Source organism: Roseivivax sp. CAU 1753 (assembly GCF_054482575.1).
The window spans coordinates 38,650-58,351 of the sequence record NZ_JBTLRF010000009.1 but is presented as its reverse complement, the minus strand read 5'-3'; the positions used below and the strand labels follow the sequence as shown (position 1 = coordinate 58,351).

Genomic DNA, 19,702 nt, shown 5'->3' with positions numbered 1-19,702 from the left:
ATCATGAGCGATTCAGAAAACACAGACGCTGCGATCGCTCTTGGTCAGGATATCGCACAGCTTTTGCGCGAACAGGAAGAGCGCGCCACGCGGTTGCGTCACGTGCAGGAGTTTCTGACCACACCGGCGTTCCTAGATCTGGCGGAGATGGCGGTCGAGGTTTCGGACGATGACGACACCTTGCAGGACCGCAAGCGCGACCTCGACTACAAGATCGAGATGATGCGGTCGATCCTGGCACTGATGGAGGAAGAGCGGGCGCTGCTCGACCGGGTGCGGACCAGCAATGCGCCGCCCCGCGACGAAGCCGACGCCGGGGGGGATCAGGATGACTGAGCGCATGGCCGACCGCCCTGCCGCTGCGCATTGCCGCACAAAAAGCGGTTGCCAGCGTCTTCGCGCGAAGACTATCAACCCGGACAAGTCGCCCATTTCATCGGTTATCGTATTGGAACCATTGAATGCCTGAACCCCTTTTCCTGATCGCGCCGGGGCGCTCCTACACGTCGCTGATCGGCGGCATGATCGGCCAGCACCCGGAAATCTACGGCATGCCCGAGTTGAGCATTTCGCACGTGGATACGGTCGGCGCCGTGTTGCAAAGCCTGAAGGGGCCGCTGGCCTTCGGACTTGCCGGTCTGCTGCGGCTGCTGGCGGAACTGCATGAACAGGAACAGTCCGAAGAGGCGGTGATCCGCGCCCGCAGCTGGCTGATGGAGCACGCCCACTGGACCGTGGCGGAGCTTTTTGCGCATCTGCAGGACCAGGTCGGCGACCGCGCGCTTTTTGACAAGAGCCCGCTGACGGTGATGCGGCCCGAGAACCTGCAGCGGCTGGCGCGGATCTTTCCGCGCGCGTCCTACCTGCACCTGACGCGGCATCCGATCACCACCGGCAAATCGGCGATGTCGCTGCGCAACGACATCCAGTCGGGCAATGTCACCGGCGAGAAGATGCAGACCCGGCGCAAGCTCGACCCCGAGACGTCATGGCTGCGCGGTCATCAGAACATCACCAATTTCACCGCCAAATTGCCGGTGGGCCAGTGCCTGAGGGTCAAGGCCGAGATGCTGCTGAGCGATCCCGAGAAATACCTCGGACAGATCTGCGACTGGCTGGGCATCGCCGCGGATGCCAAGGCCATCGAAGAGATGATGCATCCCGAGAACTCGCCCTTTGCCTGTATCGGGCCGCCTTCGGCACGCTATGGCAACGACCCCAACTTCCTCAAGAACCCGGTCCTCGACATGTCGCGCCTGCAGAACATCCAGGAGCCGGACGTCGAGATGCCCGCCCCCTGGCGCGACGACGGCAGCACCCTGTCGCCCGAGACGATCAAGCTTGCCCGGCAATTCGGATACGGATGACTGACATGACCAAGCCAATGCCGCCGATCTCCTTCAAGACGATTGCCAATCGCGGACTGGGCCACGAGGCCTCGACGCTGGCGCATGCGCTGATCTGGTACAACGACTGGCTGTATCTGGGCGTCACCACGCCGCGCGGCAGCGGCCCCGAGGATTGCGCCCGCATCCTGCGCCACAATCCCGCGACCGGCGAATGGCAGACCGTCTACGAGGCCCCCGCCCGCGACACCGACGCGGTCAGTGTGGCCCGCCACCAGGCGCGGTCGGCCGAGTATGGCATCAAGACCAGCCCCGCGGTCCTTGCGGATTCGTTCGGGGTGCGGTCCTTCGCGATCTACCAGGGCGAAAGCGACCCGCATCCCTGCCTTTACGCCGGGACCATGTCGGTCTTCGGCGGCGGCATTCTGCGGTCGGAAGACGGCATCGACTTCGCGCCGGTGGTCACCGACGGGTTGCACGACGACACCATCCTGTCGTTCCGGGGGCTGACCCCGTTCAAGGGCTGGATGTTCACCGCGCCCGCGGGCATCACCTCGGCCGAGCGGGCGGATCTGAACTTCCCGCCCGAGACCGAAACGATGGTCTATTGCAGCCGCGACCCCAATGCCGGTCCGGACAGCTGGCAGGCGGCCTGCACGCTGGGTTTCGACGACCCGGTCAACGAGGCGATCTTCGCGCTGGGCAAGGCGCACGGATATCTCTACGCGGGCACCGCCTCGGCGAAACGCGGCTTTCAGCTGTGGCGCACCGATGGCGAAGGCGCGCCGCCGTTCAAGTGGGACCGCGTCATGGTCGACGGCGCATGGCGCTTCAACCACAACCACTCGGTCGCGACACTGGCCGAGTTCGACGGCGATCTGTATGTCGGCGGCGGCATTCCCGGCTTGGGCGAGGACCGCGAGAACAATGTCGGCCCCGCCGCGGCGGAACTGCTGCGGGTCTACGAGGACGGCACCTGGGATGTGCTGTTCGGAGAGCCGCGCTGCACCCCCGAAGGGCTGAAGGTGCCGCTGTCGGCGATGGGGCCGGGCTGGGACGATCCGTATAATTCGGTGATCTGGTGCATGGAGGTGCATGAAGGCGCGCTCTACGTCGGCACGCACCACTGGCAGCCCTTCGACTACGCGCTGAACGCCCGCGGCCAGGCGCTGCGCGGCGGCTACCAGCTGTGGCGGACGACCGACGGGACCGAGTGGGAGCGGGTCATCAAGGACGCGCTCGGGCATGTGTCGCAGACCGGGCTCAGATCGCTTGCCACGACACCCGAGGGGCTGTTCATGGGCACCACGGTCCACGCCAAGCTATTGCAGATCCTCAGCCGCAACTCGGACCCGGTCAAGCAGCAGATGGCGACGGAAACCAACGGCTTCACCATCCTGCGCGGGACCTGAGCGGTCTGATCCGGAGCGGTCGGTTTCGGAGCGCGCAGGCGGCGTCGGGCTGGGCGGAGCCCTGTTGCGGCACGCAACCGGCGCGGCCTCAGGCCGGGGCGTGCGCCGCGCGGAGCTGATCCCCGAGGGGGTGAATATCGCCGCGCCCATGTGCGCCGTAGGGTCCGACGGTGGCAAAGGGCGAGCGTTCGGGATGCCGCATGCGCGCCAGTTGCGCCGGGTCGTGGGGCAACGCCAACGCCTTGGCAAGACGGCGCAATTCCGCCTCGGGATCGCGGAGCAGATCGTCGAAATGCACGTGGTGCACCGGGCTGTCGGGCATCGATCCGAGCAGATGCTCCATCCCGTCTTCGGCCATCGACCGCAGGCGCGCCGGATCGGGAAGCGCCGCCCCCGGCTCTGCCGTGTCATAGGCCCCCAGCAAGGTCGCCGCGGCGCCCGCGTGGTCGGACATGACCGCGGCCTCGTGGGATGCGGGGTCGCGGGTTACGATCAGCAGGTCGGCACCGCGATAGATTTCGGCCAGCCGGTTGCGGGCGGTTTCGCTGAACAGACCGGAGGCCACCGGAACGATGGCGCGGCGCGGGGACAGGCGGGCGCAGACCCAGTGCGCCAGCTCGGCGCTCGACAGGTGCAGGCGGCGCATCAGCCAGCGGCGCGCCATGTCAACCGAATGCAGGCTCTGCTCGCCCGAGAGCAGATAGGCCAGCGCCCGCAAGGTGCCGTGCAACTGCGCCGCGCGCACCCCCTGCATCTCGAAGACCATGGCGTAGATGGTGTCTTCCAGCTCGGCGTTGAGCACCGGCAGATCGAAGGCCGCGGCGTTGCGACCCAGCGCCGACGCCACCACCTGCCCGCCGGCACCGGGCGCTGCCAGGACGATAACGGGGGCTGGCTGCGTCATGGCGCTTACAGGCCGTATCCGCGGAAGAAGGACAACATGGCGCTGGTGGCGCTGATTTCACGGCTGACCGTACCGGCCAGGCGGCTGCCTCCGACGCTGGAGTCGGGCCAGGTGTGACCGCCGCCCTCGATCAGGTAGAACCGCAGCGACGCGCCGCTTGCGCATTCGTAGCGGATCAGTTGCAGGCGGGTGTCGTCGTTCACGCGGTCTTCCTGCGGGGTCGAGGTGGGCGCGCCGCAGCTGTTGGCGCCGGCCCAGAAGTCGCGGGTCTGGACGTTGGACAGCACGTTGCCGCCGACGCCGAGCCCCATCAGGCGCGAGGTCGGGATGGCGCCGCCGCCGAAGGGCATCAGGCGATCGTCGGTACCGTTGAAGAAGATCATCGGCTGCGGCTGGCCGGTGCGGCAGCGGCCCGACAGATCAGCGGGCATGTTGGCCGCGACCACCGCATAGGCGCGGAAGAGGTCGGGCGCATCGCAGGCCAGACGCTGCACGAACATGCCGCCATTGGAGATGCCGCTGGCGAAGACGCGGGAGGTATCGGTGCCAAAGCGGGTCCGCAGATCCGAGACCAGCGCACGGGTGTAGCCCACATCGTCGATCCCCGAAGCGGTGGTCGCGCGCCCGTCATTCCACTGTTGCCCGGGCGAGTTCGGGAACACCGCCGTAAAGCCCTGCTGGCGGGCATAGCTGGTCAGGTCGGACACCTGCTGCGCCTTCCGGCCATCGCCTTCGCCGCCATGGAAGACCAGCACCGCGGGCCGCCCGCTGCCCGTCGTGGCGGGATCGACGAAATAGGACCGTTCGCGGCCCTGAAACGAGAACGAGAATTGCTGCAAGCCGTCGACCGACGCGCCCACCGGCTGGTCGCCATTGCGCGCCGCCCGGCGTTCGGCGATCCGTTCGCGCAGGGTCGACGGGGCCTCGCCGGTGGCGAGATCGGCATCGCTGGAGGCGGTGGTGGGCGCGGTGTTGGCGCAGGCGACCGCCGCCAGCAGCGCCACGATCATCACTCCGGTGAGACGAATTGCAAACATGGTCGATCCATTCCTCATTCTGTTCAATGCCCGGCCGGTTGGCTGGTCGGGCTGTATCGGGGCCGGGCTGTGTCGGGTCCGGGCTGTGTCGTTCCGGGCTGTATCGGGCCGGGCTGTGTCGGGGTCTGCGTGCGGCAAGCCCCGGACCGTCCGGGGCCCGAACGGACGAGGCGTTCGCGCAGCGGTTGCGCCAAGGCGTATCAAGCACCGCGAGACCTGTCTACGACACCCGGCCCGGATTAAGCCATATCCTGCCTGCGTTATCCGATAGCAAGCGCCATCACGTTGTCGCCGGACCGGGCCAGGGTCACGCGCACCGGCTCGCCCGAGGGGGGGGTGACCTGCGCGTTGTCGCGGGTCGCGTCGATCTGGCTGAGCACGAAGGCCTTTGGACGGCCGGTCAGCCCCTCGCCCAGCATCTTGGCGGTGGCCTCCTTGGCGCACCAGCCCGACAGCAGCTTCTCGGCGCTGTCCGGCCCGAGGCTGCCGTTGATGCCCAGACGGCTCAACTCCTCGGCGTCGAAGGCACCGTCGGCGAGCAGGTCGGAGGCCACGCTGCCCGCGGTCTCCATGTCGATGCCGATGCGGCGACCGGCGGGCACGGCGGCGGCCAGTGCGGCCCCCCCGGCATGGGACAGGCTGACCTCGGGCATGGGGGCGGCCACGCCCAGCGCCGCCGGACGGTCAGCCAGCACGAAGGGGCGGCCCGCGGCGTCGTTGGCGATTTCGATATCGGCGGGCAGGAGCGCCAGACCCTCGGTCTCCTGGATATGCGCGCGCACCACTTCCTTGAGCGCGATGCGGCCCATCAGCCAGTCGCGGCGACGCTTGCCCACAAGGCCCGCGAAGGTGTCCCGTTCCGCCCGGGACAGGATGGTCGCCGCCAGCACACGGGTCCAGATGCTGCCCGCGTCATCGAGAAATCCGCGCGGGAAGGCCGGAACCGACCAGAGCCGGACATCCGCCGGAGCCTGCGGAAAGAGGGCGGCGGCATCGACGCCGTACCACGCCGCGCGCGGGCGGTAGCGGGCTTCGTAGAAGCTGTGCGGCACGTCGAAGAAGCGGTCGCGCCAGCCGCGCACGGACAGCAGGCGCGCGCCGTCCGGGCCGATGGCATCGAAGTCGCCTTCGAGAAACCGGGCATGGGCGGGGTCCGGGACGGAACGATCCTCGTTGTCGCGAAAGCCCAGCCGACCGCAGATGCGCGCGCCCGAGGTGGCCTCGATGCGGGCATCCGGCAGGTCGATCCGGGCGATGCTGGAGGGGAAGGAACTGAAATCCGTGCCCCAGCCCTGGGCGATCCAGAAGGCGGTGACATGGCCCACCTGGTCAAGCAGCGCGGGGTTGATCAGCAGTCCCTCGGGGGCCTCGCCGTAACCAAAGAAGTCGTCCAGCGGCATGTCGCGCAGGCCCGCATCGAGACCGCCGGCATCCCATGCCTGCAGCGCTTCGACGCCTTGAAACAGCGGCCCGTGGAACATGCCAGTGCCGTAGAGCGCGTCGTTCGACCAGACCGGCGGTTGCGGCTGCACAAGCGGCGGCAGGGGCGGCGGCAGGTCGACGTCGGTCAGCACCGCCTCGGCCTCGAACAGCAGCGCATCGCCACGGCGGATCTGCACCGTGACACGGTCGTCCTGAAGGGTGGCATCGGTGGTCAGCGTCGCGGGGCCGTCGTCGAACGCCACCCAGTCGCGGGCGCGCACATTCTCGAGGCGGGTGGGCACCTGACCGGTCAGGGCGGCGGCGGCTTCGAGCACCATCTCGAGGCTGACCGCCAGCGGCAACACCGGCAGGGATTGCAACTCGGGGTCGCTGTCGGAGACGACATCGGCGTAGAAGGTGTGCTGCGCGATGAACGGGTCGCCGAGCGGGTCGAAATCGCTGGTCGCGCGCAGGTGTGTGCCGTCGGTGTCGACCCGGTGCAGCAAGGGCGGCTGCCAGTCGGAGGGGTCGGGCATTGCGTCGGGCATGGCGTCAGGCATTGCGTCGGGCGCGGACATGGCCCCGGTGCCCGATACCGCGACCGAGGTGACGTTGCCCGCGGTGTCGAGGAACCGCTGCATGATGTCGAAATGGCCCTGCATCACGCCGGGGTCGGCGGACATCGCGGGTGTGGCGCAGGGCTCGGCCCATGGGGTCGGGGCGGGTGCGGCCGCGGGCGCCGGACCGGGCGCTGGCGCGGGTGCTGCGGCGGCGGGCCGGATCATGGCGGCGACATCGGGCGGCACAAAACCGCCGCGCCCGGCCTGATCCGACAACGCGCTTGCGATCTCGGCGGCGACGTCGGTGGGCAAGCGCATCACCGGCAGGGTATTGTCGATATGGCGCGCGCGGCGCTTTGCCGGTTCGGCGGCCAGGTCGAGCGGTTCGAGATCGCGCCCGGCAAACAGCGCCGCCGGATCGAGCGCGCGACCGGTGCACCAGATCCGCCCGAGGGCCTGCAACAGGTGGGACAGCCCGCCGCGCCTGCGGGAATCGAGCGCGACCGCCTGCGCATCGCGGCCCTTGAGCGTATCCTCGACAAACCCCGTGAGGTTGGAGGATGGCCCGATCTCGACGAACAGCCGCACCCCGTCCGCATAAAGTTGCTCTACCGTTTCGGTAAACCGGACGCAGGTCTGCCACTGATGCGCGGCCAGGGCCCGGATCTCGGACGGGGCTTCTGGCATGGGGGCCGCCGTGGCGCAGGAATAAACCGGCAGCCGCGCGGCGCGGAAATCCATGTCGGCATAGACACGGTCGACCTTGGCCGCGACATCGGCGAACAGCGCCGTGTGATAGGGCCGGTCGAAGGGCAGGAAGCCGGTCATGCCGCCTTCGGGGCGCAGCTCTTCGGCGACGGCCTCCATCCGGGCGCGCGGCCCGTAGAGCACCGCCTGATGTTCACAATTGTCGAGGGCCAGGTGAATGTCGGGATCGGCGGCGACCAGCGACAGGATGCGCGCGCGCGGCACGCCGCCCACGGTCAGAAGCGCGCCCGAGGCCATGCCGCCCGAGGCCTCGATTTCCTGGTAGAGCCGGTTCAGCGACCGGATGCGACCGGCAAACTCGGCGCGGTCGGCGGCATCGCCGGTGGGCCCGAAGACCCCCGCCGCGGCCAGCGCCGCGTGTTCGCCCGAGGAGTGCCCGACGACCAGATCGGGGGCCAGACCGACGCGGTCGGCCACCCCCATCAGCGCCTGCGCCGCGATGAACATGGATTCGGACCCGAACTCGAGCCCGAACAGCTTTTCGGCCAGCGCGTCGCGCAGGTTGCCGGACAGAGTCGTGGGCGGCGGGAAGACCGAGGCCGAGGGCGGCGTGTCGCGACCCGGAAACAGCCCGTCCCAGAAATCGAACCAGGACCGCGCCTCGGGGAAGGCGGTCAGCACCTCGGACAACATGCCCTGATATTGCGCGCCCTCGCCCGGGAAGACGAAGGCCATCTTCCCCGCGAGCGGTTTGCTTGACGCGATGACGCCCGAGCGCAGCCGGAACGTGCCCTTGCCCGCCTCGAGCCGGTCGGCGGCCTTGGCCAGCTTGTCGGCCAGATCGGCGCGGCTTTCGGCGACGATGGCCAGGCGATGCGCACCGGTGCCCAGCGTGACCGCCGCATGCCGGGCGATCTGGGCCAGATCCGCACCGGCATGGACCGCCATCCGGTCCGACAGGTGGCGCGCGGCGGTGGCCAGATCGGCGCGGCGGTCGGCGGCCAGCAGCACCAGTTCGTGCCGCCAATGGGTCGGCGTCGCCCCGAAGCGGGCCTCGGCGCGGGGCGCGGCCTCTTGCAGGATGGCGTGCGAATTGACGCCGCCGAAGCCGAAGGCGTTGACCGCGGCGCGGCGCGGCGTGCCGGGGGCAGAAATCCAGGGCCGGGTTTCGGTGTTGACGTAGATCGGCGTCTCGGCCAGCCCGAGCCCGTCGCGCAGCTTGTCCGACAGGGTCGGCGGCAGCGTCTTGTGATAGAGCGCCAGCGCGGTCTTGATCAGGCCCGCCGCCCCCGCCGCCGGGATGCAATGGCCGATCATCGACTTCACCGACCCGATGGCCATGCCGGGCAATCCGTTGGCGGCGCGGTCGCCGAAGATGCCGTGCAGCGCGCCGATCTCGGTCCTGTCGCCCAGGGGGATGCCGGTGCCGTGCGCCTCGATCAGGCCCGGCGGCGTGGCCTCGGTGCCCGCATCGGCGATGGCGCGGCGGATCGCCAGTTGCTCGCCCTCGAGGCGGGGGGCCAGCAGGCCCGAGCCCTTGCCGTCGCTGGATTGGCCCGCGCCCTTGAGGATGGCGTAGATGCGGTCGCCCGCCGCCTCGGCGTCTTCGCGGCGCTTGAGTGCCAGAATGCCCAGCCCCTCGCCCAGAAGCGTGCCGTCGCCGCCTTCGGAAAACGGGCGCACATGGCCGTTCTTCGACAGCGCGCCCAACTGGTTGAACACCATGTAGACCTCGGCCGAGATCGAGGCGTTGACGCCGCCCGCGAGCATCATGTCCGAGCGGCCCGCGCGCAGCTCGATCATCGCCGAGAGCACCGCCAGCAGCGACGACGAACAGGCCGCGTCGAGGATGTAGTTCGGCCCGTTCAGGTTCAGCCGGTTGGCGATCCGGCCCGACATCACGTTGGGCACGAGGCCGGGCGCGATATCGGCGTTGAAGGGCGGCAGGCGTCTGGCCATCTCGGCGCGCACCCGGTCGAGCGTGGCGACATCGGCCCAGGGCATCAGCTGGCCCAGAAGTTCGCGCGTCTGGTCCAGCACGACACCGTGCTGCACGACGGCGGCATTGCCCCGGTGCAGGTAGGTCGAATGGCCGAGGATGACGCCGGTGCGTTCATGGTCGGCATCGAGGTAGCCCGAATCCGCCAGCGCCGCGCGGGCGATCTTGAGGGCAAGGAACTGGTCCGGCTCGGACCCGTCCACCGAGGACGGCATCACCCCCAGCTCGGCGGGATCGGCGGCGAAGCTGTCGCCCAGATAGCCGCCCCGCGCGGTGGGAATATGCGTCGGCCCCTGCCCGTGCAGGTAACGCTCGGCCTCCCATTCGGGGGCCGGCGCGCCGACAAAATCGAGCTTGGCGCAGATATTGGCCCAGAAGCGGTGGATCGTCTCGGCACCGGGGAACATGCCGGCCATGCCGACAATGGCGATGTCCCCGCTGGCCGGTGGGGTCTTGGTCATTCGGCGGCCTCGGCGCGGGGATTTCCGGTCACATCGCGCAGGATGTTGCCCTTGTAGCCGCAGAACCGGGCCAGCGCCGGATCGGAAGTGCATTCCAGCCCTTCGACCAGGAAGACCGGGCGGTCCTGGTCGTCGGCGATCACCGCATCGCACAGTACCTGCGGCGCGGAGGCCTCGGGGCGCATCGCCAGGATCATCCGCGTGGGCGTGCCGGTGCCCATGGGGATCAGCCGCTGGATCGCGTTCGGCAGCGCCGGGGCTTCGCGGGTGGCAAGCGACCAGACCCAAGCCAGTTGCGCCACGGCATCGAGAAGGCCGGGATCGACAAGCCAGCGGTTGCCCGCGCCGAAGGCCCCGGCGGGGCTGGCGTGGATGCGGGCGGTGACGCCGCCCTGATCGAGGCCCTCGATCTCCTTGACGCATTGGTAGGCCGGGCCGTGGAACAGCATTTCGCGATAGGCGCGGCGGGCCGAGACCTGCGACGCGGCGGCGCGGGTCAGCATGACATCGAGGGCAAGGTCTTCGGCCCCGTCAAGCGGCGCGTTGCTGCCTTTGGGGCGCAGGATGGCGGAGGCGCGGTAGTGCCCGCGCTGCGGCGGCTCGGCGGATTTCAGATCGACGCGGGCGGAAAAGCCGGTGGGGTCGCCGTGTTCGGCGGAATTGCCAACGATCAGCACGTCGCGGTCGGCGTCGCCTTCCAGCCGCAGGCCGGACAGGGCGCGCAGGTCCGACAGGCCCGCGACGCGCCAGTCGGGCCAGATCGCCGATGCCGCCTCTGCGCAGAGTTCCGCCGCGCAGGCCAGCGGCAGCACGGGCGTGTCGCCGATGCGATGATCGCCCAGCCAGGGGTCGCCCGCAACGCTGAGCCTTCGCGGAATGGCGGTGCCGCCCTTGGGCGCGGGTTGCGGGCGCGGATCGGGCAACAGCGGCGTGGCGCAATCGGCGGCGGGCACCAGCGACGGGCTGACCACCATATCGCCGCCTGCGCGGTCGGTTTCATGGGTTTCCCACGGGCCCGCGCCCAGGGTCACTTCGGTGACGGTGTCCGGGCCGCGCAGCATTTCGTCGAAGAAGGCGGACGCCCCGCCCTCGGCAGAGACAAGGGTCACGCCCTGGGCCTCGAATTTCAGGCGGACGGCGTCCGACACCATGCCCGCGCCGAATTTGGTGGCGTCCCACGGACCCCAGTTGACGGCGGTGACGCGGGTCGCATCCCAGCGCGCCGCAAGCGCGGCGGCGAGGCGGTTCATCACCTCGTTGGCGGTGGCATAGTCGGTCTGGCCAGAATTGCCGTAGCGCCCGGCGACAGAGCCGAACAGCGCCAGGAAGGCGGGCGGGTTGGCATCGAGCCCGGCGGCCAGGGCGAGCGCGCCGATGACCTTGGTTTCGACCACGCGGTCCCAGCTTTCGGGGGTCTTGTCCTCGATGCGGCGGTCCTCGATGACGCCCGCGCCGTGGATCACGCCGTGGACCGTGCCCAGTTCGACCAGAAGCGCCGCGACGGCGGCGGGGTCGGCCATGTCGCAGACCCGGTAGTCGACCCCGGAGGCACCCTGCGCCCGCAGGTCGGCGAGGTTGGCGCGAATTTCGCGGTCGCGCAGGATCGCCGAGAGCTGACGTTCTATGTCGGCGGGCTTGATCGCCGCGCCCGAGGCTTTCGCCGCCTGCGCCAGGGCGCGGCGCAGATCGCCCGGATCGGTCAGCTGTGCGGTTGCGGGGTCCTCATCGGCGGGCAGCGCCGATCGACCGACCAGCACCAGCCGCGCGCCTGCCCGGGCGAAGGGGCGCAGCACCTCGGCGGTGATGCCACGCGCGCCGCCGGTGGCCAGGATCAGCGCGCCCTGCGGCAGCTCGACGGCGGCAAGGTCGGACACCGTGTCGGCGACGCTGCGGAAGATGTGGCGCACGCCGCCGGGATAGCCGACCTCGATCCGGGCATGCGGCGCGGATAGTTCGGCCATGATGAGCGACGCCATGGTGTCGGGCGACAGCGACGGGTCGAGATCGACGGCGCGGGTCAGGCTTTCGGGCCATTCCTCGCGCAGGGATTTGGCCAGACCGGTGGCCCCGCCCGACAGCATCAGCCCGGCGGCACCGTCGCGTCCGAAGAGACCGCCCATCGCCGAGGCCAGTACCACGCGCCCGGTCCTGAGACCGGCGGCATGGGCGCGCACCAGCGCATAGGCGGACTTTTCGGATTGCGCGAGTGCCGCGCGCCACGCGTCGGGCCCGGCCTCCAGCGTGACCGGCAGCGCATCGAGCGGGGCAAGATGCACCAGCCCCGCCAGCGGCGATGCCTCGGACAGCGCGGCCTCGGCGGGCAAGACCTGCGCCACGGCCCCGGCATCGGTGATGCGTCGGGCCAGAAGACGCGCAACGCCGCGCGCGTCCTCGGTGATCAGGTAGGTGCCTTTCGGCAGGGTCCCCGCGGCCGGGCCCGGCTGGGCTTCGGCGCGCGTGACATACCGGGGCGGTCGGACCGTCGTCTGGTCCGCATTCTCCGCCCCGGTGGGATCAAAAGGGAGCGCTGCGCCCTCTTTTTCCAGATGCTCCACCAGCGTATCGACGATGGCCCCGAGCGTCTTCTGGGCATTCAGCGTCTCGCCCGCCGGAGCGGCAGCAGCGGCCTGGGCCTCGGGCAGGCCCTTGATCAGCGCGCCGACAATCTCGAGGCGCTTGATCGAGTCGATGCCGAGATCGGCCTCGATGCCCTGATCCATGCCGAGCATGTCGGCAGGGTAGCCGGTGCGGTCCTCGACGATTTCAAGCAAGAGCGCGGTGATGGCGTCCCTGTCGAGCCCGGCAGAGGGCGCGGCGGCAGGTGCCGGAGCGGCCGGGGCAGCGGCGGCCGGGGCAGCGGCCTGCGCGGCGGGGGCCGGTGACGGTTGCGGCGGCGGCACGGGGGCCGGTGCCGGGGCGGCGACCGCCTGCGGTGCCGGGGCCGGTGCGATGGCGCGCGGGGCCGGACGCGGCATCGGCCGGACCGGGGCGCGAACGGGGCGCTGCGGGGCCGCGGCAGAGGCGCCGAGGCTGGCCATCATCACCCGTTCCTGGGTCTCGAGGAAGCGCGACATGGTGGCCTGGAAGCCGGCCATGATGCCCTCGCTGTCGGAGGGGTAGGTGGGATGGACCGCCTCGCTCTGAGACAGATCCTGTGGAGAGTGGTCCATTGGGGACTCCTTTCGCGGTCGGGTGGGGGCAGCCGTTCCGGCGGCCTGCCCGGTCGTCATGGTGGCGGGTGCAGGTGCCTGCGCCTGCACGGCGGGGTCGTGCGGTTGCGCCGCAGTGGTGGTGGCGGCGGCGGTGGTGGGGGTGACCAGTTGCCGCGCGGCGATGTCCTCGATGGTCAGGACCGGCAGCGGCGGGCTGCCGACCTGCCGCGCGCCCGAGCCGTTCAGCATCCAGATGTTCTTGCCATGCACCGTCGGGGCCTCGATCGGGCCCTTGAGCGCCACCGGGGTCGTATCGCGGCCCTTGAAGAGCAGCCCCAGATCGAGCGCGGCACCTTCGGACAAGAGCGCGCCCAGCGCGCCCAGCAGGCCCTTGAGGCCGCCCGCTTCGTCGTCGGTGGTGATGGCGACGTGGTCCTGCCCCGCGAGGCACTGGCGCACCATCGCCGCATGGGCGCTTTTCGGGCCGACGCTGAGGAAGACCCGCGCGCCATCGGCATGCATCGCCCGGATCTCGGACAGAAACTCGACCGGCCGTGACAACTGGCGGGCCAGCGTCGTGCGGATGGCCTTGGCCCCCGCGTCATAGGGTTTCGCGGTGGTGTTGGAATAGACCGGGAAGCGCGGGTCCGCGACCGGCATATCGGACAGGAACGCTGCCAGCCGCTTTTCGGCGGGGGCCACGATAGGCGAGTGGAAGGCCGCACCCACAGGCAGGACGGTAAAGGACAGGCCCTCGGCCTCGGCGCGCTTGCCCGCCGCGTCGATGGCGGCGCGGGTGCCCGACAGGATGCTCTGTTCGGGCGCGTTATGGTTGGCGATGACGATATCCGCAACGCCGTCGATCAACGCCTCGATCCGGTCGCGGGGCGCGCGCACGGCGGCCATGGTGCCCAGATCGGCCCCCTCGCCCGCTTCGACCATGAAGCGGCCACGGGCGCGCGAGACGCGGTAGAGGTCGTCCTCGGCGATGGCACCCGCCGCGTGCAGGGCGACAAATTCGCCATAGCTGTGACCGGCGGCCATCTGTGCCTCGACGCCGGCATCGGCCAGGATGTGCCAGAGCCCGGCCTCGACCGCGCCCAGCGCGGGTTGCGCCATGTCTGTGCGGGTCAGCCGCTGGGCGGCCTCGGTCCGGGCGTCGGCGTCGTAAAGGCCTTCGGGCAGGATCGACCGGCTCAGGGTTTCGCCAAGCGCGCGGTCCGCCGCCCCGAGCGCGCGGGACATCTGCGGCATGAGGACGGCCAGATCGGCCATCATGTCGGGATACTGGCTGCCCTGACCGGGGAAGATCAGCGCCAGCTTGCCGCCATCGGCCAGCCGCGGATCGGCGTTCCAGCTTGCCCCCGGCGGCACCGGGCCACCGGTCTCGAGCGCGGTCAGAAGACCGGCGAGCTTGGCCGCAAGTTGCGCGGGATCGGACACCACCAGCGTCGCGGCCAGGCCCTTTTTCGGGGCCGCGTCCCACAAGGACCGGGCAAGATCCGCAAGCGCCGGGTCCCAGCCCTGGCCGAGACGGTCAAGCTGGGTACGGATCTGGTTCGCCACCGCCTTGGCCGAGGTGCCGCGCCAGACCAGCAATTCATGCGGCCAGCGGTCGCGCGCGGCGGGTTCCAGCGCGGGAATAGCGCGCTTGGCGTCGTGTTCCTCAAGCGTGACGTGAAAGTTCGTGCCGCCGAAGCCGAAGGCCGAGACCCCGGCGCGGCGCGGCGTGTCCTGCACGATCCACGGGCGCGGACGGTCGACGAGGTATAGCGGCAGGTCGTCGTCCAGCAGCTTGTCGTTGGGCGCGCCGATCCGGCCATGCGGCGGCAGCACGCCGTGATGACACGCGAGCGAGGCCTTGATCAGCCCGGCAATGCCCGCGGCGGCCTTGGTGTGGCCGATCTGGGTCTTCACCGACCCGATGGCGGCAGAGCGCGGCGCGGCCCCGGCATCGGTCAGAAGGCGGGTCACCGTCTCCATTTCGGCGGTGTCGCCGACGACGGTACCGGTGCCGTGCGCCTCGAACAGGCCGACGGTTTCGGGGCCGTAGCCCGCCATGTCATAGGCCCGGCTGAGCGCGCGGATCTGGCCGTCGGGATGCGGCGCGGTCATCGACTTGGCCTTGCCGTCCGACGAGCCGCCGACGCCCTTGATCACCGCATAGACGCGGTCGCCGTCGCGTTCGGCATCGGCCAGCCGCTTCATCGCGATCATCGCGAGGCCCTCGGAAATGACGATACCGTCGGCGTCCGCCTCGAACGAGGAGCAGCGACCACGCGGGGAAAGCGCGCGGGTCTTGGAGAAGCACAGGTAGCCGAACGGGCCCTGCACGGTGTCGATGCCGCCCGCCAGCACCATGTCGGAACGCCCGGTCTCAAGCTCGAGCACGCCCTGGTAGACCGCGGCGAGCGACGAGGCGCAGGCGGCGTCGATGGTGTAGTTCACGCCGCCGAAATCGAGCCGGTTGGCGGTGCGGCCTGCCGCCACGTTCAACAGGATGCCCGCGAAGCTGTCTTCGGTCCATTCCGGCAGGTAGCCCGCCGCCCGGTCGTCCAGCGCCCCGGTGAAGCGCGGCATTTCCGAGCGCACGGCGTATTGCGCGCCGACATCGCCCGCACCGCCCGACGCGCCGAGGATCACCGAGGTCCTGAGCCGTGGACCCGAGGCCCCGGACGTGTCGGTCAGACCGGCATCGTCAAGACAGCGCCGCGCCACCTCCAGCGTCATCAGTTGCAGCGGATCGAGCGCCTTGATCGCACGCGGCGGCACCCCGTAGCGCATCGGGTCGAAGGGCATGTCCTCGAGGAAGCCGCCCCATTTCGAGTAGATCTTGTCTTTCGCGGTGGGATCTTCGTCGAAATAGATGCGCCAGTCCCAGCGATGGCGCGGAATCTCGGTGATGGCGTTGCGGCCATCGAGCAGGTTTTCCCAATAGGCCTTGAGGTCGTTCGCGCCGGGCAGCAGCGCCGACATGCCGACAATGGCGATATCGGCGGGCTCGGGGGGGCTGACGGTTGCGGGCATGATCTCGGGCGCGTTCGCTTCGGCGGCAATGGATTTGATCAGGGCGGCCCCATCTTCGCAGATCGCCCGGTGCAGCCCCTTGATATCGGTCAAGTCGTCGCGCAGCGCCGCGACCTGACCGATCATGTACATGCCCTCTTCCTTCTGCCGCGCCACGGACACCTCATGCAGGTCGTCGCCCTGCCGTTCGGTCGCCTTCGATGCGATCCGCAGACGCCCGAGGGTCAGGCTTTCCAGCTCTTCGCGCATGTCCTCGGCACCGGTGCCCGCGGCCTCGAGCGCGCGACGCCTGGCGGCGAACTCTGCCGCGAAGGGGGTCAGGGCGGCGCGGCTGGCATGGCCCGCGCCGGTTTCCAGCGTGACGGTTTCGGTGCAGTCCACGAGGGTCTGCTGGAAGGTGTCGGCGATGGCCCCGTCGCGCACCGCTTCTTCGGTAAAGAGGTACGCCGTGCCGATCAGCACGCCGACCTTGATGCCGCGCGCGGCCAATGGAGCTGCGAAGGCCCCGACGATCGCCGCCGAGGTGGCGTCGTGGATGCCGCCCGCGAACAGCACGCTGATCTCGGACGCGGTCCTGGCGTCGGGCACCTCTTCGAGGAGGGTGCGGACCATATTGTCCCAGAGCACCAGCGACGACATCGGGCCGACATGGCCACCGCATTCGCGACCTTCAAAGACAAAGCGGCGCGCGCCCTGTTCAAGAAACATCGACAACAGGCGCGGCGACGGCACGTGCAGATACGAGGGGATGCCATCCGCCTCGAGTGCCACGGCCTGATCCGGCCGCCCGCCCGCGATCAGCGCGAAGGACGGCCCGTGTTTCAGCGCCACGGCGACCTGGTCCTTGACCAGTTGCGAGGGCGCGAAGCCAAGAAGGCCGACGCCCCAGGGCTTGCCCTGGAGCCGTTGGGCGACATCGGCCAGCAGCGTGTCGGCCTGACCGGGACGCATCAGCGCCAGCGCGATCATCGGCAGCGCGCCGCCTTCGGACACCGATTGGGCGAAGGGGGCGACGTCGGACACCCGCGTCATCGGCCCCTGAACGATGGGATAGGTGGTGCCGTGATCGGCGGCGAGCGGGCAATCCGCGCCGAGAATGTCGGTATCGGCGGCGCGGGCCACGGCCTCGGCGCTGTGTTTCAGAAGCGCCGCACAAAGCCGCCCGAGACCGCTGAAGCGGCGCGCGAGATCCGGCGCGAAGGCGGCGGCCTGCCCCATCGGGGCCAGGTGCCCGGCGGCGAGGTCCCAGCCGAAGGCGGCGTCGGCAATGGCACCTTGCGCCTGCGCATCGGCTTGGGCAATGGCGCTGCGCAGGGTCGCGGCGGTGTTCTGGCCGGGCATCTCGACGCCGCGCCAGCGCATGCCGTCCGCGCCCTCGATCAGCACCGTCTCGCCGCCGGTCATCCGCGCCAGCACCGGCGCGAGTGCGTCCGACGCCGCGCTTTCGCGCAGCATCAGGCATTGATCGTCGAGCACGATTCCCGCCGCGCCGCCTGCGCGCACGGCCCCGGCGGAGTGCATCCCGATGCCGCCGCGCACGAAGATCGATGCGACCCCCGCCGCGCGCGCCTTCTGCAACAGGATGAAGGCGGTCGCTTCGCCGACACGGCCCCCGGCCTCGTGGCCCTTGAGGATCACGCCCTCGGCGGCGACGGGGCCCGCAAGGCGGTCGTCCCAGACGATGGCCTCGAGGCGCACGACCAACCCGGCGGCCCGCAGCGCCGCGACCTCGGTCGGGGCGGCGAAGGCCGCGTCCGCAGGCAGGATCACCGCGGCAAGGCCCCGGTCGCGATAGGCCCCGGCCAGTTCGACCGCGCGGGCGGCATCCGGGATCGCGATGCCCCAGCCCGCCGGCGTGTTGGCCGCGAGGTGGTCGAGCCCGGCCTCGAGCGCGCCGTCGGCCAGGGGAAGCTCTGCATTGAACACGCCGAGATGGCCCGCGCGCTGTGCCGCAACCGCGAGGGCCGGATCGCCGGTGCCCGCCGGTGTCAGGACGATGATGCCGAAGGCGTTATCCATTGCAAAGTCTCCAGTTCGTTCAGAGCGCGGTCAGCCCCGCGTTCCGGTACCTGCCCCGGTCAGGTCTTGTTGCCGGACTTTTCCGGCGGCGGCGGAGGGGTATTGGGCGTGTCGATGGTTTCCGCGTCCTCGATGCCGTCGGCGGGCGCTGTATCGAGCGCCTGCAACCGGGCCTGCAGCTTATCGATCCGGTCTTCGAGGATGCCGCGAAGTTTTTCGGGATCGCGGGCCGCGCCCGCCTTGTCGCCGCCGCGCCCGCCGGCAGCAGCGCCACCGAGACCGCCGCCACCGAGACCCGCGCCCTTGCCCGCACCGCCGCGTTGGGCGAGAAGCTTGCGCAGAAGCGGGCGATCCTGTGCGCCACCGGCCCCGGCCCCGGCCCCGCCAGCGCCCGCGCCGCCGCCCAGACCACCGCCCAGACCGCCAGCGCGCCCTCCGAGACCACCGCCACCACCGAGGCCACCACCGGCACCGCCGCCTGCGCCACCGGCACCGCCGCCCGCGCGGGCCTGAAGCAATTGCCGCAGCTTGCCGCCGCCCGCACCGCCAGCGCCTGCCCCGGCACCACCGGCACCGCCCTGCCGACCGGCCAGCAGCTTGCGCAGCCGTTCGCCGCCGCCGCCCGCACCTGCACCACCACCGCCTTGCGGCAGGAGCTGCTGCGGGGCTTCGCCAGACCCGCGACGTTCCCGCAATCGCTGAAGCGCTTCCCGGCGCTTGTCTCCGTCATTGTCAGACATCTTTCATCCCTTTGTCTGTTGCGGCGATCGACACGACACGCGACCGCTGCAAAACCCCCGTCATATCAAGCGTGCCTTCCGGGGCCGTGGCCCTTCCACGAAGGGCACTTCAAAGACCTTTTCGTGCATGATCGGGCCGTGTCCGAAGTACCCCTGCTCTCCGAAGGCTTCGCCGTGGTCCCCCATGATCATGAACCATGTGTTCGAGGGGGCCTTTTCGTACAGCGCCTCCAGCAGCCCGTCGAGATACTCGACGCAGCGGATCTGTTGCTGGTGCAGACCGCGCATCACGTCATCGCTGAAGAACTCCTCGACGCTCATGGCACCGACCCCGCGCCCGCCTGCATCGCCGCCCGCCGCCAGCGTCTTGGCAACCCCATGCAGGCCCGAGATATGCGGCAGCGCGTCGTCCTTGAGCATGTAGGGGTAATGCGTTTCGCCGAGGTTGAAGAAGTGGAAGCTGGGCTGATCGCGCGAGAAGCTGACCTCGTCGACCATGCCCGCGAAATCGTTGTGGTTCGACATCAGCTTGTAGTCGTCGAAGGCGTTCGAGATCACCGTCTGCGGGTTCAGCACCGGCATCGAGACGCGCCCCACCGTGCGGTAGCCGTATTGCCGCAACATGCCGGGCAGGGAAAGCTGCGGCAGGAACGTCTCGAACGCGAGATCGGGGATCTCGAGCCGGTCGGACCACTTGGCGAAATCTTCCTTGTAGACCTCGGAGGCGTAGACATGCGACGGCGACGTGTGCGGCACCAGGCCCATCATGAAGGTGTAATGCGACGGCGCGGTCCAGGAGGCGTAGGAATAGCGTTTCTCGATTTCGCCCAGCTTGCGCAGCGCAGGGGCCTGCGCCGCCATGACCGAATCGAAGCGGCAGCTGTCATAGGTAATCAGGACGAGGTTGCGTGGCAT

The 19,702-nt window shown here is 69.9% G+C and carries 9 protein-coding genes; 3 read left to right on the top strand and 6 right to left on the bottom strand.

The window, feature by feature from the left end; all coding sequences use genetic code 11:
- Positions 1-3 precede the first annotated feature (3 nt).
- From ACXYMN_RS16380 to ACXYMN_RS16370, 3 genes are all read left to right on the top strand, one after another.
- The gene (locus tag ACXYMN_RS16380) at positions 4-336 is read left to right on the top strand and encodes a hypothetical protein (RefSeq protein WP_459014734.1); all 333 of its coding nucleotides are present in this window, start codon (positions 4-6) and stop codon (positions 334-336) included.
- 125 nt (positions 337-461) lie between these two features.
- The gene (locus ACXYMN_RS16375; RefSeq protein ID WP_459014733.1) at positions 462-1,367 is read left to right on the top strand and encodes a sulfotransferase family protein; all 906 of its coding nucleotides are present in this window, start codon (positions 462-464) and stop codon (positions 1,365-1,367) included.
- A gap of 5 nt (positions 1,368-1,372) precedes the next feature.
- On the top strand, positions 1,373-2,758 hold the full coding sequence (locus ACXYMN_RS16370; protein ID WP_459014732.1) for a hypothetical protein: 1,386 nt from the start codon (positions 1,373-1,375) through the stop codon (positions 2,756-2,758).
- A gap of 88 nt (positions 2,759-2,846) precedes the next feature.
- Here ACXYMN_RS16370 and ACXYMN_RS16365 read toward each other — a convergent pair whose 3' ends face one another.
- From ACXYMN_RS16365 to ACXYMN_RS16340, 6 genes are all read right to left on the bottom strand, one after another.
- Entirely contained in the window at positions 2,847-3,662 is an 816-nt protein-coding gene (locus ACXYMN_RS16365; protein ID WP_459014731.1) for a sulfotransferase, read from the bottom strand.
- A gap of 5 nt (positions 3,663-3,667) precedes the next feature.
- Positions 3,668-4,699, bottom strand: coding sequence for a CE1 family esterase (locus ACXYMN_RS16360; RefSeq protein WP_459014730.1), 1,032 nt, complete (start codon positions 4,697-4,699; stop codon positions 3,668-3,670).
- A gap of 260 nt (positions 4,700-4,959) precedes the next feature.
- Entirely contained in the window at positions 4,960-9,849 is a 4,890-nt protein-coding gene (locus ACXYMN_RS16355) for a beta-ketoacyl synthase N-terminal-like domain-containing protein (RefSeq protein ID WP_459014729.1), read from the bottom strand.
- Positions 9,846-18,047 carry an SDR family NAD(P)-dependent oxidoreductase gene (locus tag ACXYMN_RS16350; RefSeq protein WP_459014728.1) on the bottom strand — a complete coding sequence of 2,734 codons (8,202 nt, stop codon included), beginning with the start codon at positions 18,045-18,047 and terminating at the stop codon, positions 9,846-9,848. Before ACXYMN_RS16350 ends, ACXYMN_RS16355 begins: the two co-directional genes overlap by 4 nt.
- 59 nt (positions 18,048-18,106) lie before the next feature.
- Positions 18,107-18,787, bottom strand: a complete 681-nt coding sequence (locus ACXYMN_RS16345) for a hypothetical protein (protein ID WP_459014727.1) — start codon at positions 18,785-18,787, stop codon at positions 18,107-18,109.
- A gap of 60 nt (positions 18,788-18,847) precedes the next feature.
- The gene (locus ACXYMN_RS16340) at positions 18,848-19,702 is read right to left on the bottom strand and encodes a sulfatase-like hydrolase/transferase (RefSeq protein WP_459014726.1); all 855 of its coding nucleotides are present in this window, start codon (positions 19,700-19,702) and stop codon (positions 18,848-18,850) included.